The organism is Caballeronia temeraria (assembly GCF_001544795.2).
Lineage (GTDB): Bacteria > Pseudomonadota > Gammaproteobacteria > Burkholderiales > Burkholderiaceae > Caballeronia > Caballeronia temeraria.
Genome location: NZ_FCOI02000033.1, coordinates 37,264 through 56,701, shown reverse-complemented (window position 1 = coordinate 56,701; position 19,438 = coordinate 37,264). Strand labels below are relative to the sequence as shown.

The window sequence follows — 19,438 nt, the reverse complement described above, 5'->3', positions numbered from 1 at the left end:
TTACGCGTGGCGTTGCGCCTGCAGACGTGCGACGCGGCTCGCCCACAGCGCGGCCTCGGCATTGCAGCCGGCGACGAGAACGCCCGCCGCGCGCAATGCATCGATCTGACGGCTTCTCACTTGCGGATCGGCCTCCGTGCCGCATACGTGCGCGATCAGAAGCGGGCCGTTATCGCGCGGCAGTTGCGCCAGCAATGCGATCAGCCCTTGCGCCGGTTCGTCCGCCGCGCCGTAACCGAGCACGAGATCGAACAGGACCACGGCGGTTTCGGGGTCGAGGATCTCGGCGCGCACGCGTTCGTCGCGCAAGGTCGGATCGATCATCGGATGCGGACGGCCGCGCGTGAAATCGTCATCGCCCATATCGACGATCGTATGGGCTTCGCTCTTCCAGATGTCCGCGAGCTTCGCGTTGCCCTTCACCGGCGTATTCGAGCTGGCCGTAAAGCCCTCCGCCTTGCACAGCAACTGGCTCTCGTAGCAGAACGTGCCGCCCGCGAACACACCGCGGATGAATCGGCGGCGCGCGCCCAGCGCATCGCTCTGCGCGGCGAGCGTCGCGTCGTCGTGCGGCTCCACGCGGGCGACGCTCGCGGGCAGCGGCGCGCCATTCAGCAAAGCGACCGCGAACTGCGCGGCATCGGCGAGCGTGTGCGCGAACGTGAGACCCGGCGCGCGCATGTCGTCTTCGGACGCGCCCAGAAAATTCACGACGACAGGCTTGCCCGACTTCCGCGCGCGCTCGAGGATGCGCTCCGCCACCGCGCGCGCGGGCGGCTTCGAGATCAGGACGATCACGCGCGTGTCGGGATCTTCGGCGAGCGCGTCGAGGCCGAACTGCATCGAAATACCGCCGATGTCCTCGTGCAGATCGTGTCCGCCCGTGCCGAGCGCCTGCGAGATGCCCGCACCGAGCTGGTCGATGCGGCAAGTCACTTCCTGCAAACCGGTGCCCGATGCGCCCACGACACCGATTCCGCCGCGCCGCACCACATTGGCGAAGCCGAGCGGCATGCCGTTGACGATCGCCGTGCCGCAATCGGGCCCCATCACGATGAGCCGCTTTTCGCGGGCGAGCGTCTTGATGGCCTTTTCGTGCGCCATGCTGACGTTGTCGCTGAAGAGCATGACGTTCATGCCGAGCTGCAGCGCCTTGATGGCTTCGGCGGCGGCGTAGTCGCCCGGCACGGAAATGAGCGCGAGGTTGGACGCCGGCTCTTCGTCGCAGGCCATCGCGAGACTGGTGGCCGCGAGCGCTTCGCTCGTCTGCGCTTCCGAAGACGACGCGCGCGCGCTCAGGCGCTCGCGAGCGAGATTGAGCGCGGCTTCGCAGGCGGCTTCGTCGCCACGCACGGCGATGACCAGATCGTTCGGGCTCGCCTTGACATCGTCGCCAAGGCCCGCGTCCGCGAGTTGCACGAGATTGGACGGCGTGCCCATGACGACCGACGCCTGCGCGACGCCCGGCAGCTTGCTGATCTGCGCCGAAATCTGCATCAGGGACACCGAATCCTGATACAGGTTTTTGAATATTTCGATTTTGGTGGCCATTGCACCTCTCCGTTCTTTAATTGCGATTTCCGAGCGCTTGCAAACTGAATATCAAATGCTTTCAAGCCGGCGAACGCGTTAAATATTTCGCGCTCACCGCTTCGTCGATATCGGCGTTATCGTCCGCGCCGATGCAATCGCGTTAAAGCGATCGCCGAGCGCGGGTTTCAGGCAATGGCTGCCGATATCGTCGATGCGATTCAGATGCGCCTAGCCGCGCAGCGCTTCGATGACCGCGCCCGAGTCGCTGACCCAGCCGAAGATCGCGCCTTGCGCCTTGATCATTTCCAGCGCGGATTTCTGGAACGCCGGGAAATACGAGCCGACGCAATCCTGCGGCACGATGCATTCGAAGCCGCGATCGTTGGCCTCGCGCACCGTCGTCGTCACGCACACTTCGGTCGTCACGCCGCAGACGATCAGCGTGCGAATGTCGCTGTTTTTCAGAATGAGATGCAGGTCCGTTTCATAGAACGCGCCCTTGCCCGGCTTGTCGATGACCGGCTCGCCCGCGACCGGATACAGCTCCGGAATCAGGTCGTGGCCCTTTTCGCCGCGCACGAGGATGCGGCCCATCGGGCCATCGGTGCCGATGAACGTCTTGCCGCCGCGCGTGAGCTTGGCCGGCGGGCAATCCGTCAGATCGGCGCGATGCCCTTCCCGCGTGTGGATGACGAGCATGCCTGCTTCCCGCGCCGCGGCCAGCAGGCGTTTGCAAGGCTCGATCGCCGTGCGCACGAACGACACGTCGTTGCCCAGCGCCTCGCCGAATCCGCCAGGTTCAACGAAATCGCGTTGCATGTCGATCATGACGAGCGCCGTGCGTTGCGGCTCGAACGGCAAATCGAAAGGTTCGGCACGAAAATGTTTTTGCTTCACGGCATACTCCTTTTCTTCGTTAATTGGTTGAAATCGATTCGTCTGCTAAACGCCCATGAAAAACTAAGGAATTCGAAATAAATGAATTCCTTTATTCACACGATCACTCAATCCCTTTTGCTATGGGGAATCAGCTTGCGTCGAACTCAACTGAATTTCAACTGATTATAGGCAGCGCCGAATCGAGCACGATGAAATGATTGAATGCGAAGGATCAAATTTCTCGAAGCTGAATAATGAATGCCCAGAACGTCAATGCTGGCGCGGCTTAAAACATATTTTTGCAACTGAGGCTGAATGTCGCGTAAATCGCGCAAAGATGAGAAAAATAAAAACGGCCACTGTCGAGTGGCCGTCTCATTGTGCGAAGCGCGCGGTCGTTTATCGCACCGGCACGCCCAGCGCCTCGCGGCTCGCCAGCAGGCCGTGAATCTGCGAGACGACCGCCGCGCCTTCGCCCACCGCCGCCGCGACGCGCTTAGTCGAACTCGAACGCACATCGCCGATGGCGAACACGCCCGGCACGCTGGTTTCGAGCGCCATGACGCCTTCCGTACGGCCTTCATGCGCCTCGGGACCGGTCAGCACGAAGCCCTTGCCATCGACATTCACGTTGCAATTGCGCAGCCAGTCGGTATTCGGGTCCGCGCCGGTGAAGAGGAACAGATGCCGCGATTCGATCGTGAGCGGTCCATCGGGCGACTTGCAGTTGACGGCGGTGAGCGCGCGGCCGTCGCCATCGAGCGATGTGATCTCCGTGTGCGTGCGCACCGTGACGTTCGGCAACGAGCCGATGCGCTCGACCAGATAGTGCGACATGCTCGCCGAGAGCCCCGCGCCGCGAATCAGCACGTGCACGTGCTTCGCGTGCGTCGCGAGATAGACGACCGCCTGTCCTGCCGAATTGCCGCCGCCCACGAGCACGACTTCCGCGTTCTTGCAGAGCTTCGCCTCGACTGGCGACGCCCAGTAATACGTGCCGTGTCCTTCGTAGCGCTCCAGTCCCGCGATATCCGGCCGCCGGTATGCCGCGCCCGACGCGATCACGACCGTCTGCGTCGTCACGCGCTTGCCGTTCTGGAGCTCGATCTGGATCGGATTGCAATCGCAATGCAGCGCCTTGATCTTGGTCGGAATCGCGATATGCGCGCCGAATTTCTGCGCCTGCACGAACGCGCGCCCGGCGAGCGCCTGACCGGAGATGCCGGTCGGAAAGCCGAGATAGTTTTCGATCCGCGAACTCGCGCCCGCCTGACCGCCCGGCGCGCGGCAATCGAACACCGCCACCGACAAACCCTCGGACGCCGCGTACACCGCCGTCGCGAGACCGGCCGGCCCGGCGCCGACGATCGCGACATCGTAGACATGCGCGGGATCGAACTCGGGCAGCCAGCCGAGCTGCGTCGCGACCTGATTTTCATCGGGTGCGCGCAAGACAGTGCCATCGGGGCAGATCACGAGCGGAAAATCCGCCGTCGATGCCGAAATGCGTTCGAGCAGCGAGATCGCGTCGGGATCGGTGCAGGCGTCGATCACCGTATGCGGATAACCGTTGCGGCGGAAAAAGCCTTGCAGCGAAACGAGGCGACCATCGTCGGACTGGCCGAGCAGCACCGGCCCGCTGCCTTTTTCGATCAGACCGACGCGCCGCAGGATCAGCGCGCGCATGATGCGCTCGCCCAGCTCCGCTTCGGCGACGAGCAGCGCGCGCAGACGCTCGGGCGGAATCACGATGCCGTCGACTTCGCCCACCGCCATGCCGTCGACGAGACAGGGCTTGCCCGACAGTTGCGCCACTTCCGCGAGAAAATGCCCCTCGCCGTGCTCGCGGACGATGTGCTCGATGCCGAGCGCATCGCGCCGCGTCACGCGCACCGTGCCCTTCAGGACGATCACCATGCCGCGCCCGGTCTCGCCGACGCGAAATATCCATTCGCCCGCGCGATAGTGCGCCGGCGTGCCGAAGCGGCTCATACGCTCGATTTCGTTGTCGGTGAGGCGCGGGAACATCTGGTGCATGCGGCTTTCGAGCGGCGAGAACGGCGCGCCGTCGTCGCTCGCCGCAGCGCCGGCAGGCGACGCCACCACGTTCGGATTCGGATTCTCCAGCGGCTCGCGCGCGCTCCACGCGACGACATTCGGCATGCCTTGACCAGACTCGTTGAACGGCGTTGTGCTCATGCGCGATCTCCGTGTGGAAAACCAGCTTCATGCAGGGATGCCGACCCCGCGGGCGATGCCGCCGCCGGCGCCGCCGATTTCACGGGCCACGGGCACATCGCCGCCATTTCCGCGACTTCCTCGGGCGAAGACGCGGCGAGTTCGCCGAACTCGGTCAGCGTCGCGACGTGGAAACCGGCGAGCCGCCACGCGTCGAGGCCGCCGGTGAGCGGCACCACGTCGCGAAAGCCGGCGTTGCGCATCGTCTTCGCCATCCACGCCGCCGACACTTCGTTCGGGCACGAGCAGTAGATGACGACCTTGCGCGCCTTGTCATAGCTCTCCATGATCTTCGCGAGATCGCGTTCGTCGGCGAAAAGCGAGCCGGGAATCGCTTCGGGGTCGAGCATGCGCTTTTCGGGCGAACGGATATCGAAGATCACGGGCAGCGGCTCGTCGTTCATGAGCTTGTAGAGCTCGTCCACGCTGATGCGCGCTTTTTCCAGCGTCGCCATGAGCGCGCGGCGGCGCCACCAGCGATACGTGACATAGATCGCGAGCAGCACCGCGATGACGACGACCGCCTGCCGCCCGAGCTGCGAGATCATCGCGAAGACCATTTCCAGCTGCGCCGCGAAGATGACGCCGACCGTCAGCCCGACCGCGCCCCACAATGCGATGCCCGCGCCGTCGTGCGCGATGAAGCTGCGCAGCTTCACGCCCATCGCGCCCGCGAGCGGCACGGACACGAGCGAGAGGCCGGGGATGAACTTCGCGACGAGCAGGATGCGCACGCCCCAGCGTCCGAAGAAGCGTTCGGTCTTCTTCACGCAGGTATCGCGCGACAGCGAGAGTTTGCAGATGGTCTTGAGCGTCTTGTCGCCGTACTTGCGCCCGCCCTGGAACCAGACGAGATCGCCGAGCACGCCGCCCGCCACCGCGACGCACAGCACGCCCACGAGCGGCGGCCAGAACGCGCCGCCGTTGACCGCCATGAGCGCGATGGAAGCGCCGACGACGATCATCGTCGGCATGGCCGGCACGGGCAGCCCGAGCGCCGAGCCCATCACGTTGATGAACACGATCGCCGGGCCGAATCGATCGACTAGCTGATGCAACAGCATGGGAATCTCCCGCGCGGGAAGGGTCTATTCACGGGACGACGAGACGCGCGCCGCGAAACCGGCGCTGCGAAGGCGCAAAAAGCACGAAAGCGAGAGAGATACGAGCTTGAGGCCGCTCGTGGTTCAACGCGGTGCACGCGGCGCCGGGCCGACGTTCGTCACATTTAAGGGGTAAGTGTAGCCCGGAAATGCGAACGTAAGCATGACAGGCGCGCGGGACGCGGGCATCGCGTGCGCGATGCCCGCAGAGTGGGATTCAGCCGAGGTCGTCGGCGATATAGGCGCGGATCACATCGGCGAAATTTTTATCGCCGGACAGGCCGAGCTGCTCCGCGCGCGCCGGGTTCCACGCGCCCGGCCAGCTGCACACGATCTTTTCGATGCGCTCGTCGCGCTGCCAGTCGATGCGCTGCACGGCTTCCTCGCCCGCCACTTCGCGCAGCGCCGCGACCATCTCGTTCACGCTCACCGACAGCCCCGGCAGATTGATCACCGGCCGCAAGCCCAGCTTTTCGCGCTCGATCTCGCAGCCCGCGATCAGCGCGTCCACCGCGCTTTTCGGCGACAGCAGCCACACGCGCGTTTCGCCGTCGACGGGACAGGTCGAGCGCTCACCATTCAACGGCTCGCGGATGATGCCGCTCGCAAACGACGACGCCGCCGCGTTCGGCTTGCCCGGCCGCACGCTGATGGTCGGCAGGCGCAGCACGCGGCCATCGACGAAGCCGCGCCGCGCATAGTCCGACAGCAGCAGTTCGGCGATCGCCTTCTGCGTTCCGTACGACGATTGCGGATTGAGCGCGGTGTCGTCCTGCACGACATCGGGCAATTCGCCGCCGTATACCGCGACCGAACTCGTGAACACGACGCGCGGTTTGTGGCCCGCCGCGCGGCACACTTCGAGCAGCGCACGCGATGCATCCAGGTTGATCTTCATGCCGAGATCGAAGTCCGCTTCGGCCTGGCCGCTCACGATCGCCGCGAGATGGAAGATGGCTTCCGTCTGCGTGTCGATGTGGCGGCGCAGCACGGCCGGGTCGGAGATATCGCCGGTTTCGGCGCGTACGCGTTTGTCGTTCAGAAGGCGTTCGTCGCTCGGGCGCGCGACGTCCAGCAGCACCAGTTCCGTGATCGGTTTGCCATTGAGTTCGTTACGCTCGAGCAGACGCTTCGCCAGGCGTTGACCGATGAAACCCGCGCCGCCGGTGATCAGAATCTTCATGTGGTCGGTTCCTGTTTTACAGATAAGGTTTGAGCCAGCCGAGGCCTTCGGACGTGCCCGCTTTCGGTTTGTATTCGCAGCCGATATAGCCCTCGTAGCCGAGCGCATCGATCAGCTCGAACAGATACGGATAGTTCAGTTCGCCAATGCTCGGCTCGTGGCGCTCCGGTACCCCCGCAATCTGGATATGGCCGATGCCCGCGTTCGGGCGCTTCATGTCGCGTTTCAGCTTCATCGCGATATCGCCTTCGACAATCTGGCAGTGGTAGATGTCGAATTGAACCTGCAGGTTCGGGACTTTGATTTCATCGCATATCTGTTGGGCTTCGTCTTGACGGTTCAGGAAGAATCCGGGGATATCGCGGGTGTTGATCGGCTCGATCACAATGCCTATGCCCGCTTTCTGCGCTTCTTCTGCCGCGTATTCGAGGTTCTTCAGGTATATCGCGCGATGTTTATCTCGTGGCTCGTCCTGGGCGATCAGGCCGGCCATCATGTGCAGCTTCTTGTTGCCCAGCACGGCCGCATATTCCAGGCCCTTTGACACGCTCGTTTTGAACTCTTCCTCGCGGCCCGGCAGCGATGCGATGCCGCGTTCGCCCTTCGACCAATCGCCCGGCGGGGCGTTGAATAGCGCCTGCGTCAGGTCATTGTCCTTCAGACGCTTCGCGATTTCGTTCGCTTCGAAGTCGTACGGGAACAGGAATTCCACCGCCTTGAATCCATCGCCCGCCGCAGCGGCGAAACGGTCCAGGAACGCGTGCTCCGTGTACATCATCGTCAGGTTTGCTGCGAATTTTGGCATTTGCTTCGGCTCCTTCTGTTCGGTTCGATTTGCGCTGCTTCACTTCTATGGAATCCTGATTTCTTGTCGGTTTATTAGTGCTGCCCCTGTGCGGGGCGGCAGTCACTTTCTTTGCTGCTGCAAAGAAAGTAACCAAAGAAAGCAGCTTCTCACGCCCGCGGTCACACGCACGTTGGGTAGTTCTCTCGTTCACCGTGGCACTCGCCTAAAGAGTGCCCTCATTGGCCCTATCGGGCTGGGTTCGCGCACGGTCTGTCACATCGCGCCGCTTGACTTGCTGGTTCAGCACCAAATTGCTCCGGCCCGCTTCGCGGCCGACCGGTTCATCGTCTTTCCTTTGCTACCAGCGGGCGTTGAAAGTCGTGCGCAACTCTTCTATCGCTTCCTTCGGTAACGGGGACGGGCGCGGCATCGTCGACAAATACAGTCGCGCCGTCTCCTCCAACTCCTCCAGCGCATAACTCGCCTGCGATACCGACTTCTCCCACACCACCGGTCCAAGGCGCTCCAGCAACACCGCACGCACCCTCGACGCCAACGCCGCCACTTCCTCCGCCACCGCTGCATCGCCCGGACGGCGATACCCAATCAACGGGACGTGGCCCACCTTCATCACGTAGTACGGCGTGATCGGCGGCAATACATCCTCGTTCTTCCATACGCCCGCCAACGTCAGCGCAACCAGATACGTCGAATGCGTATGCACCACGCCGCGCGCGTTCGGGTCGTTTTCATAGATGCGCCGATGCAGCGCCAACGTCTTCGACGGACGGCCGCCCGATACGTGGTTTCCGTCCTTGTCCACCTTCGCGATGTCATTCGGGTCGAGGCGGCCCAGGCACGCATCCGTCGGCGTGATCAGCCAGCCGTCGTCGAGTCGCGCGCTGATGTTGCCCGCGCTGCCGACCGTGTAACGCCGCTCGTACAGGCTCCTGCCCGTCACGCAAATCTCTTCGCGAATCGAGTTTTCGTTCGATGCCATCACAGTGCCTTCAACGCCTTCTCGAAGAAATCGGTCGTGCCGAAGTTGCCCGACTTGAGCGCCAGAGCCAGCGCGTCGCTTTCGCTTGCGCCGATCGATTGCGTCGCCGGCACGCCCGGATCGATCTGCGGTCCGATACGCAACGAACGCACTTCCAGCGCCTGCACCACCGCGCCCGATGTCTCGCCGCCCGCCACGACGAACTTGCGCATGCCCTCATCGCGCAACGCTTTTGCAATCGATGCCAGCGCATTCTCGACCAGATGCCCCGCCTTTTCGACGCCCAGCTCCTTCTGCACCGCCTTCACTTCTTCCGGCGATGACGTCGCGAAAATCAACACCGGCTCGTCATGCGTGCGCGCAAATTCGATCGCGCTCCGCACGACCGGCTCGCCGCGCGATAACGCCATCGGGTCGATGCGAAAACCCGGCTTCGATTCGCGCCAGTGCGCCACCTGCGCGTTCGTCGCCTTCGATGCGCTCCCCGCCAGCACCACCGACTTCCCCTCGATCTTCGGCAGATCGGCGGCGTGCTCGGCATGCGCAAGCAGATTCGACGCGCGGAAGTTCTGCGGCAACCCGAGCGCAATGCCCGAGCCGCCTGTGATCAGCTTCAGGTCGCGGCACGCGTCGCCGAGCACGTACAAATCCGCGTCCGATACCGCATCCGCGATCGCCAGGCGCACGCCATCCTTCTTCAATTCGCCGATGCGCGCGCGGATCGCGTCCGCGCCCTTTGCGATCGTGTCGTAGCGGATCAGCCCGACCTTCGATTTCGTCTGACGCTGCAAGACGCGCACGAGGTTCGGATCGGTCATCGGCGTGAGCGGATGATTCTCCATGCCCGATTCGTTCAGCAACACATCGCCGACGAACAGATTGCCGCGAAAAATCGTGCGGCCGTTCTCCGGAAACGCCGGGCACGCGATGGTGAAATCGTCGTTCAGCGCGTCGAGCAACGCATCCGCAACCGGTCCGATGTTGCCCTCGCCGGTCGAATCGAACGTCGAACAATACTTGAAGAAGAACTGACGGCAGCCCTGCGCGCGCAGCCATTCGAGCGCATCGAGCGACTGGCGCACGGCATCGGCGGCGGGAATCGTGCGCGACTTCAACGCGACGACAATCGCGTCCGCGTCGATCTTCGCGCCCGCGTCCGGCACGCCGATGGTCTGCACCGTGCGCATGCCGCCGCGCACGAGCATGTTGGCGAGATCGGTCGCGCCGGTGAAATCGTCGGCGATACAGCCGAGCAGTGCCTGCGCCGCTTGCGTCATTGCTTCGCTCCCTTCGGAATGTCGATGCCCGGGAAAATCTTGATCACCGCCGAATCGTCCTCGCCGCCGTGACCAGCCGTCGACGCCATCATGAACATCTGATGCGCCGCCGCCGACAGCGGCAACGGAAATTTCGACGTGCGCGCCGTGTCGAGCACGAGGCCCAGGTCCTTCACGAAAATATCGACGGCGGAAAGCGGCGTGTAATCGCCCGACAAAATGTGCGGCACGCGGTTCTCGAACATCCACGAATTGCCCGCGCTGTGCGTGATGACGTCGTAGAGCGCGTCCGGATCGACGCCCTCGCGCAAGCCGAGCGCCATCGCCTCGGCCGCCGCCGCGATATGCACGCCCGCCAGCAACTGATTGATGATCTTGACCTTCGAGCCCGCGCCGTGCGCGTCGCCGAGGCGATAAACCTTGCCCGCGATCGCATCGAGCACGTCTTCGCAGGCGGCGTAGGCGTCGGCGGGGCCGGAGGTCATCATCGTCATGTCGCCGGAACTGGCCTTCGCCGCGCCGCCGGACAAGGGCGCGTCGAGCATATGCACGCCCCTTTCTCCGATACGCCTGCCGAGATCGGCGGCGAATTGCGGCGAGACCGTCGCGCAGGCGAGCACGACGCCGCCGGGTTTCATCGCGTCGAGCGCGCCGTTGTCACCGAACAACACGGCTTCGGTTTGCGCCGCGTTGACGACGACCGTCAGCACGACCTCGCACTTGCCGCCCAGTTCGGCCGGCGTTGCGCACGCGATGCCGCCCTCGGCCGCGAACGCATCGAGCACCGGCCGGCGCACGTCGCACGCATGCACCGCGAAGCCCGCGCGCAACAGCGAGCGCGCGACGCCCATGCCCATCGCGCCCAAACCGATCACTCCGACGTTTCGTGTCATCGCAAAGTCCTTAGCAAATGCCCGCTTCCGCCAGGCGGCGCGCGGCGTTGATGAGATGCGTCTGCGCGGCGTGGCGCGCGGCGTCGGGCTCGCGCCCGCGGATCGCCTCGACGATCGCCGCGTGCTCTTCGCGCACCTGTCGCATGAAGTCCTCGCGCAGCGCCTCGTTGCCGCGCGTGACGAGCGTGCCGGCTTCCAGATACTGGTTCAGAAAGGTGAGGGTTTTCAGGAAGTATGGGTTGCCGGTCGCATTCGCGATTTCCCGATGGAACGCGACGTCCTCCGCGACGCCGTCGCGGCCCGCGCGCACGGCTTTGTCGATGGATGCGAGCGCGTCATCGATGGCGGCGAGTTGTTCATCGGTGCGCCGCAACGCGGCTTCGGACGCCACTTCGGCTTCGATCGCCCGGCGCAGCGCGAGAATCTGCACGACCGCGCCCGGCTCGACCGCCTGCGCGTAATCGATGCGCAACGGCCGGATGCCCGCCCGCTCGACGATAAACACGCCGCTGCCCTGCCGCGGCTCCACCATGCCTTCGTTCTTCAGCCGCGAAACGGCTTCGCGGATCACCGTGCGGCTCACGCCGAATTTCTGCGCGAGCACGGTTTCGGTCGGCAGCTTGCCGGTCGCGGCGAAGCTGCCCTTCTCGATCAGCTTTTGCAGCTGCTGCGCGACGGTGTCGCTCAGCGCGCGCGGCGGAATCTTTTCGAACATGCGACTCGACTGCCTCGTAAGGTCATCGGGTCATCATACAAATTTTTACGATGCAAGTGGACCGGGGGATAACCCTCGGTCGTACGTTACTGCGCGAGCGGTTCGTCGATGAGCGCGAGCGCGTCGCGGATTTCGGAGACGTCGCCGGGACGCACGAGGCGCGCGACTTCCTTGCCGCCTAGCATGAAGACGAGCGTCGGCCAGAGCTTCACGCGAAACGATCGGCCGAGCGGACGGCCGCTGCCGTCCTCGATCTTGATGTGCTTCACCGCGCGATGACTCTGGAACGCCTGCGCGATCAGCGGCTGCGCGGCGCGGCAAAATCCGCACCAGTCGGTGCCGAACTCGACGACGGTCGGGCCGGAAAGCGCGTCGATCTCCGCGCGCTCGGGCGCCGTCTTCGCGTATTCGATATTCATGCTCATGGCGTGCGTCCTTACTCCTTTTCGTGTCGATGCATTCAGCAGAAAGCTTGCCCGATATTACTGCCCGAAGCCAGTCAGCCCGATGAGCGCGCCACCCGCGAGCAGCCATAGCGGATGCAGCTTCGTCCGGTACGACATGAACGCGACGAGCGCCGTAATGGCCGCCAGCGTCCACGTTCCATCCGACGCTTCCGCGATCAGCAGCGCGCTCGCCGCGACGAGCCCCGCCGTGATCGGCACGAGCCCGAGCTGGATGTAGCGCCGCCACGGGCGATCCTTGAAGCGCTCCCACGCGTGCAGCGCGGCGATCGTCACGAGCGACGACGGCCCGAACTTCGCAATCGACGTGACCAGCACGCCCGGCCAGCCCGCCACGTGCCAGCCGATCAGCGTGACGACCATCATGTTCGGGCCGGGCGCGGCTTGCGCGAGCGCGAAGAGCGCGGAGAAATCGGCTTTCGACATCCAGTCGTGGACCTGCACGACCTGGCGCTGCATTTCCGGCAGGATCGAATTGCCGCCGCCGAACGCGAGCAGCGAGAGCTGGCTGAAGATCGCGGCGAGGGAGATCAGATCGTCTTTCATCGGCGCCACTTCCATGCGATCAGCACCGAGATCGGCGTGAAGACGAGCATCGTCGGCAGAAGCGGCGTGCGCAGAAACGCGATCGACGCAAACATCAGCAGCGCGACGATCGCCGCTTCCGGCTTGCGGCGCAGCGGCCACATGATCTTCACCGCCATCGCGACGAGCAGGCCCGCCGCGGCCGCCGCGAGCCCCGCGAACAGATGCGCGATGCGCGGGTCCTGATGCGTGCGCTGATAAATCACGCCCAGCCCGATCACGACGAGCGACGGCCCGACGAGCAGCCCGAGCAAGCCCGCGAGCGCGCCCGGCACGCCGCGAAAACGCATGCCGATCGCCACCGACAGATTGATCACGTTGCCGCCCGGAAGGAACTGGCAGAGACCGAGGAGATCGGTGAACGCGTCGGCGTCGAGCCATTTGCGGCGCTCGACGATCTCGCGCCGCGCGAGCGGCAACGCGCCGCCGAACGCCGTCAGCCCGAGCGTCAGAAAGCCGATGAAAATTTCGGCGACCGTGGGCCGGGGCGCGCGGTCGTCGGTCACGACATTCATGCGCGTGCCCGGCGCGCTTCGTAGGCTTTCAGATGCGCATACGCGACCGCCAGCGCCGACAGCCCCGCGACGTCCGTGCGCCGCCGCGACAGCAGATCGCCGACGATGTGATCCGCTTCGATCGGCGCGCCGTTCTCGAGATCGCGCAGCATCGACGCGGTCATCAGCGAGCCGCGCTCCGAGAAGAACGCCCGCGCGCGTGCGAGCACCGCCTCGCCTGGCGCATGCGCGTTGTCGCGGGCGATGCCGCAGCATTCGTCGAAGAGCTGGAACAGCAGCGCTTCGCCGCCCGGCGCCGCGAGAATATCGCCGATGGGCGCGCGCATCAGGCAGGTGCCCGTCGCGAGTGTGGCGAGGAATACCCACTTGTCCCACATCGATTGCAGGATGTCCTCGCTCACGTTCAGATCGAAGCCCGCGCCGTCGACTTGCGCGGCGATCGCATCGACGCGCGGCGAGCGGCCGCCCGCGCGCTCGCCGATGGTCATCGAATGCATGTTGTTCAGATGCACGATCTCGCCTTCCGCGTCGAGCGTCGCGGCGATCACGCACTGGCCGCCGAGCACGTTCGCGGGATCGAAGCGCGCGTCGAGCGCATCGAGATGGCCCATGCCGTTCAGGAGCGGCAGGATCGCCGTCTGCGGACCGACGGCGGGCGCGAACGAATCGATCGCGCCTTGCAGGTCGTAGGCCTTGCAACTGAGCAGCACGAGATCGTAAGGACGGTCGATGTCTTTCGCGAGCACCATCGGCGGACAGGCGAACGTGAGATCGCCTTCCGGGCTCTTCACTTTCAGGCCGCATTGGCGCAGCCGCTCGGCGCGGCGCTCGCGCACGAGAAAGGTCACGTCCCGGCCCGCTTCGAGCAGCCGCGCACCGAAATATCCGCCGATAGCCCCCGCGCCCACTACCAGAATCCGCATGTCTCGCTCCTTTTGTCGAATTTCATCGCTTCCCGCTTGCATCAAGCTTGCCAGACGCCATAGCCCGCCTCCCGCAAGCCGATCGCCAGTTCCACTTCCATGTCGCGCGCGCCGTCATAGGGCATCGGGTTGTACATCTCGTACAGTTGCGGCAGGAGCCGCAGGCCGAAATCGCGGACGAAGCGGTTCGACTGGATGCCGGCTTTGTGCTTGTCGAAACGCACGTCGGGATCGATGCCCGTCATGCCCACGTAGACGAACGGCATGCCGATCACATAGTCCGGATTCGCGCGACGGAAACGCGCTTCGTTCCAGACCGTGCCGGACAGTTCGACGACGTAGACGGAGTAATGATGGCTGCGCGCGCGCCGGGCTGGCGGCATGTTTCGGCTGGCCTTCGCGGCGTGCTCGTTGCGGGCGTTCATTCTATGACGCCGACGCCTTTGGCGCTCGATCGGGCGGCGCGGAGCCTGCCGGATACGCCTCAAAGTGGTAAATTCGGGCGGTCTGCGCTCGCGCAAAACGATCGGACGGCGGCGCGGCCCATCGCGCCGCCGATCGAACCGGAGACGATCTCTCTGGCGCAAGCGCCGCCCCATCGACACGTTTTTATCCCGAAGCCGCGCGCCACGAGCCGCGCGACGTTTCGGTCATTCGGAGATCAAGCAATGAGCAAACAAGCTATCGGCGTGGTAGGCCTCGCCGTCATGGGCCGCAATCTGGCCTTGAACATCGAGAGCCGCGGTCACGCCGTTTCGGTCTACAACCGCAGCCGCGCCAAAACCGACGAACTGATTGCCGAACATTCCGACAAGAAGCTCGTGCCCACTTATACGCTCGAAGAGTTCGTCGAGTCGCTCGAAAAGCCGCGCCGCATTCTGATGATGGTGAAGGCCGGCGCCGGCACCGACGACACCATCGCTTCGCTGCGTCCGCTGCTGGAAAAGGGCGACATTCTCATCGACGGCGGCAACACGCATTTCACCGACACCATCCGCCGCAATCAGGATCTCGCGAAGTCGGGGCTGCATTTCATCGGCACGGGTGTGTCGGGCGGCGAGGAAGGCGCGCTGAAAGGCCCGTCGATCATGCCGGGCGGACAGAAGGAAGCGTACGAGCTGGTCGCGCCGATCCTCACCGAAATCGCCGCGAAGGCGCCGGACGGCGAGCCGTGCGTCGCGTACATGGGTCCGGACGGCGCGGGCCATTTCGTGAAGATGGTGCACAACGGCATCGAATACGGCGACATGCAGCTCATCGCCGAAAGTTATGACGTGCTGAAGCGCGTCGCGGGTTTGTCGAACGAAGAGCTCGGCAAGGTGTATGTCGAGTGGAATCAGGGCGAGCTGGATAGTTACCTGATCGAGATCACGTCGAAGATCTTTTCGAAGAAGGACGAGGAAACCGGCAAGGATCTCGTCGATGTGATCCTCGACCGCGCCGCGCAGAAGGGCACGGGCAAGTGGACGAGCCAGAATGCGCTGGATCTCGGCGCGCCGCTGCCTCTGATTACCGAAGCGGTGTTTGCGCGCGTGCTGTCGTCGCTGAAAACGCAGCGTGTCGCGGCGAGCAAGGTGCTTGCTGGCCCGACGCCGAAGTTCGACGGCGATCGCGCGGCGTTCGTGGAGTCGGTGCGACGCGCGTTGTATCTGTCGAAGATCGTGTCGTATGCGCAGGGCTTTGCGCAGTTGCGCGCGGCATCGGAAGAGTACAAGTGGGATCTGCATTATGGCGAGATCGCCAAGATCTTCCGCGCGGGCTGCATTATCCGCGCGCGCTTCCTGCAGAAGATCACCGATGCGTACAAGACCAATCCCGACCTCGCGAATCTGCTGCTCGATCCGTATTTCAGCGATATCGCGGCGAAGTATCAGGAGGCATTGCGCGATGTCGTCGTCGCGGCGGTGAAGGCGGGGATTCCGGTGCCGGCGTTTTCGTCGGCGATTGCTTATTTCGATGCGTATCGGTCGGAGCGGCTGCCGGCGAATCTGGTGCAGGCGCAGCGCGATTTCTTCGGCGCGCATACGTTCGAGCGCACGGATAAGGAAGGGAGTTTTCACGCGAATTGGGCGTGATTTCGGACCTGAAGTAAGAAGCGGGGCGGCTTTCGGGCTGCCCCGTTTTTTTCTCACTCCAGCCCCACCCACTCCCCACCCTTCCCGCTGCTCCTCAACACCGCGTCCACGAACCTCAACCCCGCGACCCCATCCTCGACGGTGGTCAGCCACTCATCCCCCTGCGTCGTCCCGCTCGCGATGCACGCCGCCGCATCCGTATAAACCTGCGCGAACGCTTCCAGATACCCTTCCGGATGCCCGGCCGGCACGCGCGTCGCGTGCAACGCTTCCGGACTCTGCACACGTCCGCGCGTGATGCGCTCCGACGCGCAGCCTATCGGCGTGAACCACAGTTCATTCGGCTTCTCCTGATCGAACGCGATGCCCGCCTTCGTCCCATACACGCGCAGTCGCAACGCATTCTCCTCACCGGCCGCGACCTGACTCGCCCACAACATGCCGCGCGCGCCGTTCTCGTAACGCAACATCGCCTGAACGTGATCGTCGACACGACGATTCGCCACGAACGTCTTGACATCGGCGGCAAGCTCGGAAGGCCGCATCCCCGTCACGTACTCCGCGAGCTGATACGCATGCGTGCCGATATCCCCAAGACAGCCCGCCGGACCCGCCAGCGCCGGATCAGTGCGCCATACGGCCTGCCGATTCGCCTGCGTCTCGACAGGCAGCGAAAGCCAGTCCTGCGCATACTCGACCTGCACGACGCGAATATCGCCGAGCACGCCGCGACGCACCATCCCGCGCGCGTGCCGCACGAGCGGATAACCCGTGTACGTGTAAGTCACCGCGAACACGCGATCCTTCTCGCGCGCGAGCTTCGCCAGCGCCTCGCCTTCATCGAGCGATACGGCCAGCGGCTTGTCGCAGATCACGTGAATGCCCGCTTCGAGAAACGCCGTCGCGATCGGCGCATGCAGATGATTCGGCGTGACGATCGCCACGGCCTCGATGCCGTCCGAGCGTCCCGCTTCGATGCGCGCCATCTCGCGATAATCGTCGTAACTGCGCGCGAGCCCGATCGCCGCCGCGCTCGATGCCGCGCGCCGCGCATCCGACGACAACGCGCCCGCGACGAGCTCATATCGATCATCGAGCCGCGCCGCAATCCGATGCACCGCGCCGATAAACGCACCTTCGCCGCCGCCGACCATCCCCAGCCGCACGCGATTCATCGCTTCTCTCCCGGTTCGATGCCGAGCACGCCGCGCATCTGTTCACGGCTCGCGCCGCTGCCGGCGAAGTCATCGAAGGCACGCTCGGCCACGCGGATGATGTGATCGCGAATGAACACCGCGCCCTCGCGCGCGCCGTCTTCCGGATGCTTCAACGCGCATTCCCATTCGAGCACGGCCCAGCCTGGAAAATCGTATTGCGCCATCTTCGAGAAGATCGCCTTGAAGTCGATCTGGCCATCGCCGAGCGAACGGAAACGCCCCGCGCGATCGGCCCATCCGGCATAGCCGCCGTACACGCCCTGCTTCCCGTTCGGCCGGAACTCCGCGTCCTTCACATGAAACGCCTTGATGCGCGCGTGATAGATGTCGATGAACGCAAGGTAATCGAGTTGCTGCAACACGAAGTGACTCGGATCGAAGAGGATGTTCGCGCGCGGATGATCGTCCACCGCCGCGAGAAAGCGCTCGAACGTCACGCCATCGTGCAGGTCTTCGCCGGGATGAAGCTCGTAACACACGTCGATGCCCGCGCGATCGAACTCATCGAGAATTGGGCGCCATCGCTTCGCAAGCGCTTCGAACGCCGCTTCGACGAGACCCGCCGGACGTTGCGGCCACGGATAGATATACGGCCACGCGAGCGCGCCCGAAAACGTCACGTGCGCATTCAGGCCGAGACGCTTCGATGCAGCCGCCGCGAGCTTCAGTTGCGCGATCGCCCATTCGGTGCGCGCCGCCGGATCGCCGCGCACGTGCGGCGCGGCGAAGCCATCGAAGAGCGTGTCGTATGCAGGATGAACGGCGATGAGCTGTCCTTGCAAATGCGTCGACAACTCGGTGATCGCGACGCCCGCATCGTCGACGGTGCGGCGAATCTCATCGCAATACGCATCGCTCGATGCGGCCTTCTCGAGATCGATCAGACGCGGGTCGGCGGGCACCTGAATGCCCTTGTATCCGAGCGATGCCGCCCACGACGCGAGATTCGCGAGCGTATCGAACGGCGCCTGATCGCCCATGAACTGCGCGAGAAATATCGCCGGGCCTTTGATGGTTTTCATCGTTCGCCTCTAAAAGAATGAAGGCCGGTTGACCGGCCTTCGCGCATCAGAACGGCGAGTTCGGGAAATAGAACTGCTTGGCGTTGTCCTTCGTGATGAGCACCGACGGAATGATCGTCGTCGGCGGCAGCTTGTCGCCCTTCAGGCGCGCTTCGGCGGTCAGCTTGATCGCGTCGTAGATGAACTTCGGCGAGTACGACACGTCCGCCGGCACGCGCGCATCGCCGTCCATGATGCGCTTCACCGCTTCCTTCGATCCCGCGCCGCCGAACACGATCTTGATGTCCGTGCGCTTCGCCTGATCGATCGCCTTCAGCACGCCGACCATCATGTCATCATCCGCGGCCCACACGGCGTCGATATGCTTGAATCGCGTGAGATAGTCCTGCATCACCTTGAAGGCATCGTCGCGATTCCAGTTGGCGTACTTGGCATCGAGAATCTTCATGTCGGGATGCTGCTTGATCACGCCTTCGAACGCAGTCCAGCGTTCGTTGTCGAGCGTCGTCGGAATGCCGCGCAACGCGACGATATCGCCCTTGCCGTTCAGCTGCTTCGCGAGATACTCGGCGGGGATCTTGCCGAACGCGGTGTTGTCGCCGGCGACGTAGGCATCCTGCGCGCTGGTGTCGGTGAGGCCGCGATCCACCACCGTCACATACACGCCTTTCTTCTTCACCTGCGCGACCGGCTGCGTGAGCGATGCCGATTCCTGCGGGAAAATCACGAGCGCATTGATCTTGTTGACCGTGACCAGATCCTGCAACTGGTTCGCCTGTTCAGGCGCGGTGCCCGCCGTCTTCACGATCACCTTCAGGTCCGGATGCGCCTTCTCCAGTTCCTTCTTCGCCTCGTTGGCCCACCATACTATGCCGCCCGTGAAGCCGTGATCGGCGGTCGGAATGGCGACGCCGAGCACGACCTTGTCGGCGGCGAATGCGGACGACGATGCAGCGGCAAACGCGCTCGCCGCCAACGTGAGCGCGCCGAGCGCGCGAAGCATTTTCTTCATGACGATGTCTCCGGTTT

At 64.2% G+C, this 19,438-nt stretch carries 19 protein-coding genes; 1 reads left to right on the top strand and 18 read right to left on the bottom strand.

The features are described 5' to 3' along the window. The 15 genes from fdrA to AWB76_RS31765 all read right to left on the bottom strand — a co-directional run bounded on the left by fdrA (position 1) and on the right by AWB76_RS31765 (position 14,478). Entirely contained in the window at positions 1 to 1,551 is a 1,551-nt protein-coding gene (gene fdrA / locus AWB76_RS31835; RefSeq protein WP_061164089.1) for an acyl-CoA synthetase FdrA, read from the bottom strand. Positions 1,552 to 1,761: 210 nt separating this feature from the next. Beyond that, on the bottom strand, positions 1,762 to 2,430 hold the full coding sequence (locus AWB76_RS31830) for a cysteine hydrolase family protein (protein ID WP_061164088.1): 669 nt from the start codon (positions 2,428 to 2,430) through the stop codon (positions 1,762 to 1,764). Between the two features lie 381 nt (positions 2,431 to 2,811). Beyond that, entirely contained in the window at positions 2,812 to 4,611 is a 1,800-nt protein-coding gene (locus AWB76_RS31825; protein ID WP_061164087.1) for an FAD-dependent oxidoreductase, read from the bottom strand. Continuing rightward, entirely contained in the window at positions 4,608 to 5,711 is a 1,104-nt protein-coding gene (locus AWB76_RS31820; RefSeq protein WP_374729961.1) for a DedA family protein/thiosulfate sulfurtransferase GlpE, read from the bottom strand. The genes AWB76_RS31825 and AWB76_RS31820 overlap by 4 nt, the downstream gene beginning before the upstream one ends. Positions 5,712 to 5,970: 259 nt before the next feature. Then, positions 5,971 to 6,936, bottom strand: coding sequence for a D-erythronate dehydrogenase (gene denD, locus AWB76_RS31815; RefSeq protein WP_061164085.1), 966 nt, complete (start codon positions 6,934 to 6,936; stop codon positions 5,971 to 5,973). 16 nt (positions 6,937 to 6,952) lie between these two features. Beyond that, a complete protein-coding gene (gene otnI, locus AWB76_RS31810; protein WP_061164084.1) occupies positions 6,953 to 7,741 on the bottom strand; it encodes a 2-oxo-tetronate isomerase in 789 nt (262 codons plus the stop codon). 340 nt (positions 7,742 to 8,081) lie between these two features. Continuing rightward, positions 8,082 to 8,723, bottom strand: a complete 642-nt coding sequence (gene otnC / locus AWB76_RS31805; protein ID WP_061164083.1) for a 3-oxo-tetronate 4-phosphate decarboxylase — start codon at positions 8,721 to 8,723, stop codon at positions 8,082 to 8,084. Then, positions 8,723 to 10,000, bottom strand: a complete 1,278-nt coding sequence (otnK, locus tag AWB76_RS31800; RefSeq protein ID WP_061164082.1) for a 3-oxo-tetronate kinase — start codon at positions 9,998 to 10,000, stop codon at positions 8,723 to 8,725. Before otnK ends, otnC begins: the two co-directional genes overlap by 1 nt. Further along, positions 9,997 to 10,893, bottom strand: coding sequence for an L-threonate dehydrogenase (gene ltnD, locus AWB76_RS31795; RefSeq protein ID WP_061164081.1), 897 nt, complete (start codon positions 10,891 to 10,893; stop codon positions 9,997 to 9,999). The genes otnK and ltnD overlap by 4 nt, the downstream gene beginning before the upstream one ends. A 10-nt stretch (positions 10,894 to 10,903) precedes the next feature. After that, the gene (locus AWB76_RS31790; RefSeq protein ID WP_061164080.1) at positions 10,904 to 11,608 is read right to left on the bottom strand and encodes a FadR/GntR family transcriptional regulator; all 705 of its coding nucleotides are present in this window, start codon (positions 11,606 to 11,608) and stop codon (positions 10,904 to 10,906) included. Between the two features lie 86 nt (positions 11,609 to 11,694). Continuing rightward, on the bottom strand, positions 11,695 to 12,033 hold the full coding sequence (locus tag AWB76_RS31785) for a thioredoxin family protein (RefSeq protein ID WP_061164079.1): 339 nt from the start codon (positions 12,031 to 12,033) through the stop codon (positions 11,695 to 11,697). Positions 12,034 to 12,090: 57 nt separating this feature from the next. After that, positions 12,091 to 12,618, bottom strand: a complete 528-nt coding sequence (locus AWB76_RS31780) for a chromate transporter (RefSeq protein ID WP_061164110.1) — start codon at positions 12,616 to 12,618, stop codon at positions 12,091 to 12,093. Further along, complete coding sequence (locus AWB76_RS31775) at positions 12,615 to 13,172, bottom strand: chromate transporter (RefSeq protein ID WP_061164078.1); 558 nt, start codon at positions 13,170 to 13,172, stop codon at positions 12,615 to 12,617. Before AWB76_RS31775 ends, AWB76_RS31780 begins: the two co-directional genes overlap by 4 nt. After that, entirely contained in the window at positions 13,169 to 14,095 is a 927-nt protein-coding gene (gene panE, locus AWB76_RS31770) for a 2-dehydropantoate 2-reductase (protein ID WP_061164077.1), read from the bottom strand. Before panE ends, AWB76_RS31775 begins: the two co-directional genes overlap by 4 nt. A gap of 41 nt (positions 14,096 to 14,136) precedes the next feature. Beyond that, complete coding sequence (locus AWB76_RS31765) at positions 14,137 to 14,478, bottom strand: hypothetical protein (RefSeq protein WP_061164109.1); 342 nt, start codon at positions 14,476 to 14,478, stop codon at positions 14,137 to 14,139. 285 nt (positions 14,479 to 14,763) lie between these two features. Between AWB76_RS31765 and gnd the strand changes: the two genes are divergently transcribed. After that, the gene (gene gnd, locus AWB76_RS31760; RefSeq protein WP_061164108.1) at positions 14,764 to 16,170 is read left to right on the top strand and encodes an NADP-dependent phosphogluconate dehydrogenase; all 1,407 of its coding nucleotides are present in this window, start codon (positions 14,764 to 14,766) and stop codon (positions 16,168 to 16,170) included. A gap of 53 nt (positions 16,171 to 16,223) precedes the next feature. On the opposite strand, the gene AWB76_RS31755 is transcribed toward gnd, so the two are convergent. Genes AWB76_RS31755 through AWB76_RS31745 form a run of 3 tightly spaced genes read right to left on the bottom strand, consistent with a single transcriptional unit; the run spans position 16,224 to position 19,421 of the window. Continuing rightward, positions 16,224 to 17,345 carry a Gfo/Idh/MocA family protein gene (locus AWB76_RS31755; RefSeq protein WP_061164076.1) on the bottom strand — a complete coding sequence of 374 codons (1,122 nt, stop codon included), beginning with the start codon at positions 17,343 to 17,345 and terminating at the stop codon, positions 16,224 to 16,226. After that, complete coding sequence (locus AWB76_RS31750; protein WP_061164075.1) at positions 17,342 to 18,409, bottom strand: sugar phosphate isomerase/epimerase family protein; 1,068 nt, start codon at positions 18,407 to 18,409, stop codon at positions 17,342 to 17,344. The genes AWB76_RS31755 and AWB76_RS31750 overlap by 4 nt, the downstream gene beginning before the upstream one ends. A 46-nt stretch (positions 18,410 to 18,455) precedes the next feature. Then, positions 18,456 to 19,421 (bottom strand): substrate-binding domain-containing protein, encoded by a 966-nt coding sequence (locus tag AWB76_RS31745; RefSeq protein ID WP_061164074.1) that lies wholly within the window; start codon positions 19,419 to 19,421, stop codon positions 18,456 to 18,458. Positions 19,422 to 19,438: the final 17 nt, after the last annotated feature.

Excerpts from the sequence above, each read along its gene's own strand:
- fdrA (WP_061164089.1), bottom strand. The coding sequence starts at position 1,551 with ATGGCCACCAAAATCGAAATATTCAAAAACCTGTATCAGGATTCGGTG.
- AWB76_RS31825 (WP_061164087.1), bottom strand. The coding sequence starts at position 4,611 with ATGAGCACAACGCCGTTCAACGAGTCTGGTCAAGGCATGCCGAATGTC.
- denD (WP_061164085.1), bottom strand. The coding sequence starts at position 6,936 with ATGAAGATTCTGATCACCGGCGGCGCGGGTTTCATCGGTCAACGCCTG.
- otnI (WP_061164084.1), bottom strand. The coding sequence starts at position 7,741 with ATGCCAAAATTCGCAGCAAACCTGACGATGATGTACACGGAGCACGCG.
- otnC (WP_061164083.1), bottom strand. The coding sequence starts at position 8,723 with ATGGCATCGAACGAAAACTCGATTCGCGAAGAGATTTGCGTGACGGGC.
- otnK (WP_061164082.1), bottom strand. The coding sequence starts at position 10,000 with ATGACGCAAGCGGCGCAGGCACTGCTCGGCTGTATCGCCGACGATTTC.
- ltnD (WP_061164081.1), bottom strand. The coding sequence starts at position 10,893 with ATGACACGAAACGTCGGAGTGATCGGTTTGGGCGCGATGGGCATGGGC.
- AWB76_RS31790 (WP_061164080.1), bottom strand. The coding sequence starts at position 11,608 with ATGTTCGAAAAGATTCCGCCGCGCGCGCTGAGCGACACCGTCGCGCAG.
- AWB76_RS31785 (WP_061164079.1), bottom strand. The coding sequence starts at position 12,033 with ATGAGCATGAATATCGAATACGCGAAGACGGCGCCCGAGCGCGCGGAG.
- AWB76_RS31780 (WP_061164110.1), bottom strand. The coding sequence starts at position 12,618 with ATGAAAGACGATCTGATCTCCCTCGCCGCGATCTTCAGCCAGCTCTCG.
- AWB76_RS31775 (WP_061164078.1), bottom strand. The coding sequence starts at position 13,172 with ATGAATGTCGTGACCGACGACCGCGCGCCCCGGCCCACGGTCGCCGAA.
- panE (WP_061164077.1), bottom strand. The coding sequence starts at position 14,095 with ATGCGGATTCTGGTAGTGGGCGCGGGGGCTATCGGCGGATATTTCGGT.
- AWB76_RS31765 (WP_061164109.1), bottom strand. The coding sequence starts at position 14,478 with ATGCCGCCAGCCCGGCGCGCGCGCAGCCATCATTACTCCGTCTACGTC.
- gnd (WP_061164108.1), top strand. The coding sequence starts at position 14,764 with ATGAGCAAACAAGCTATCGGCGTGGTAGGCCTCGCCGTCATGGGCCGC.
- AWB76_RS31755 (WP_061164076.1), bottom strand. The coding sequence starts at position 17,345 with ATGAATCGCGTGCGGCTGGGGATGGTCGGCGGCGGCGAAGGTGCGTTT.
- AWB76_RS31750 (WP_061164075.1), bottom strand. The coding sequence starts at position 18,409 with ATGAAAACCATCAAAGGCCCGGCGATATTTCTCGCGCAGTTCATGGGC.
- AWB76_RS31745 (WP_061164074.1), bottom strand. The coding sequence starts at position 19,421 with ATGAAGAAAATGCTTCGCGCGCTCGGCGCGCTCACGTTGGCGGCGAGC.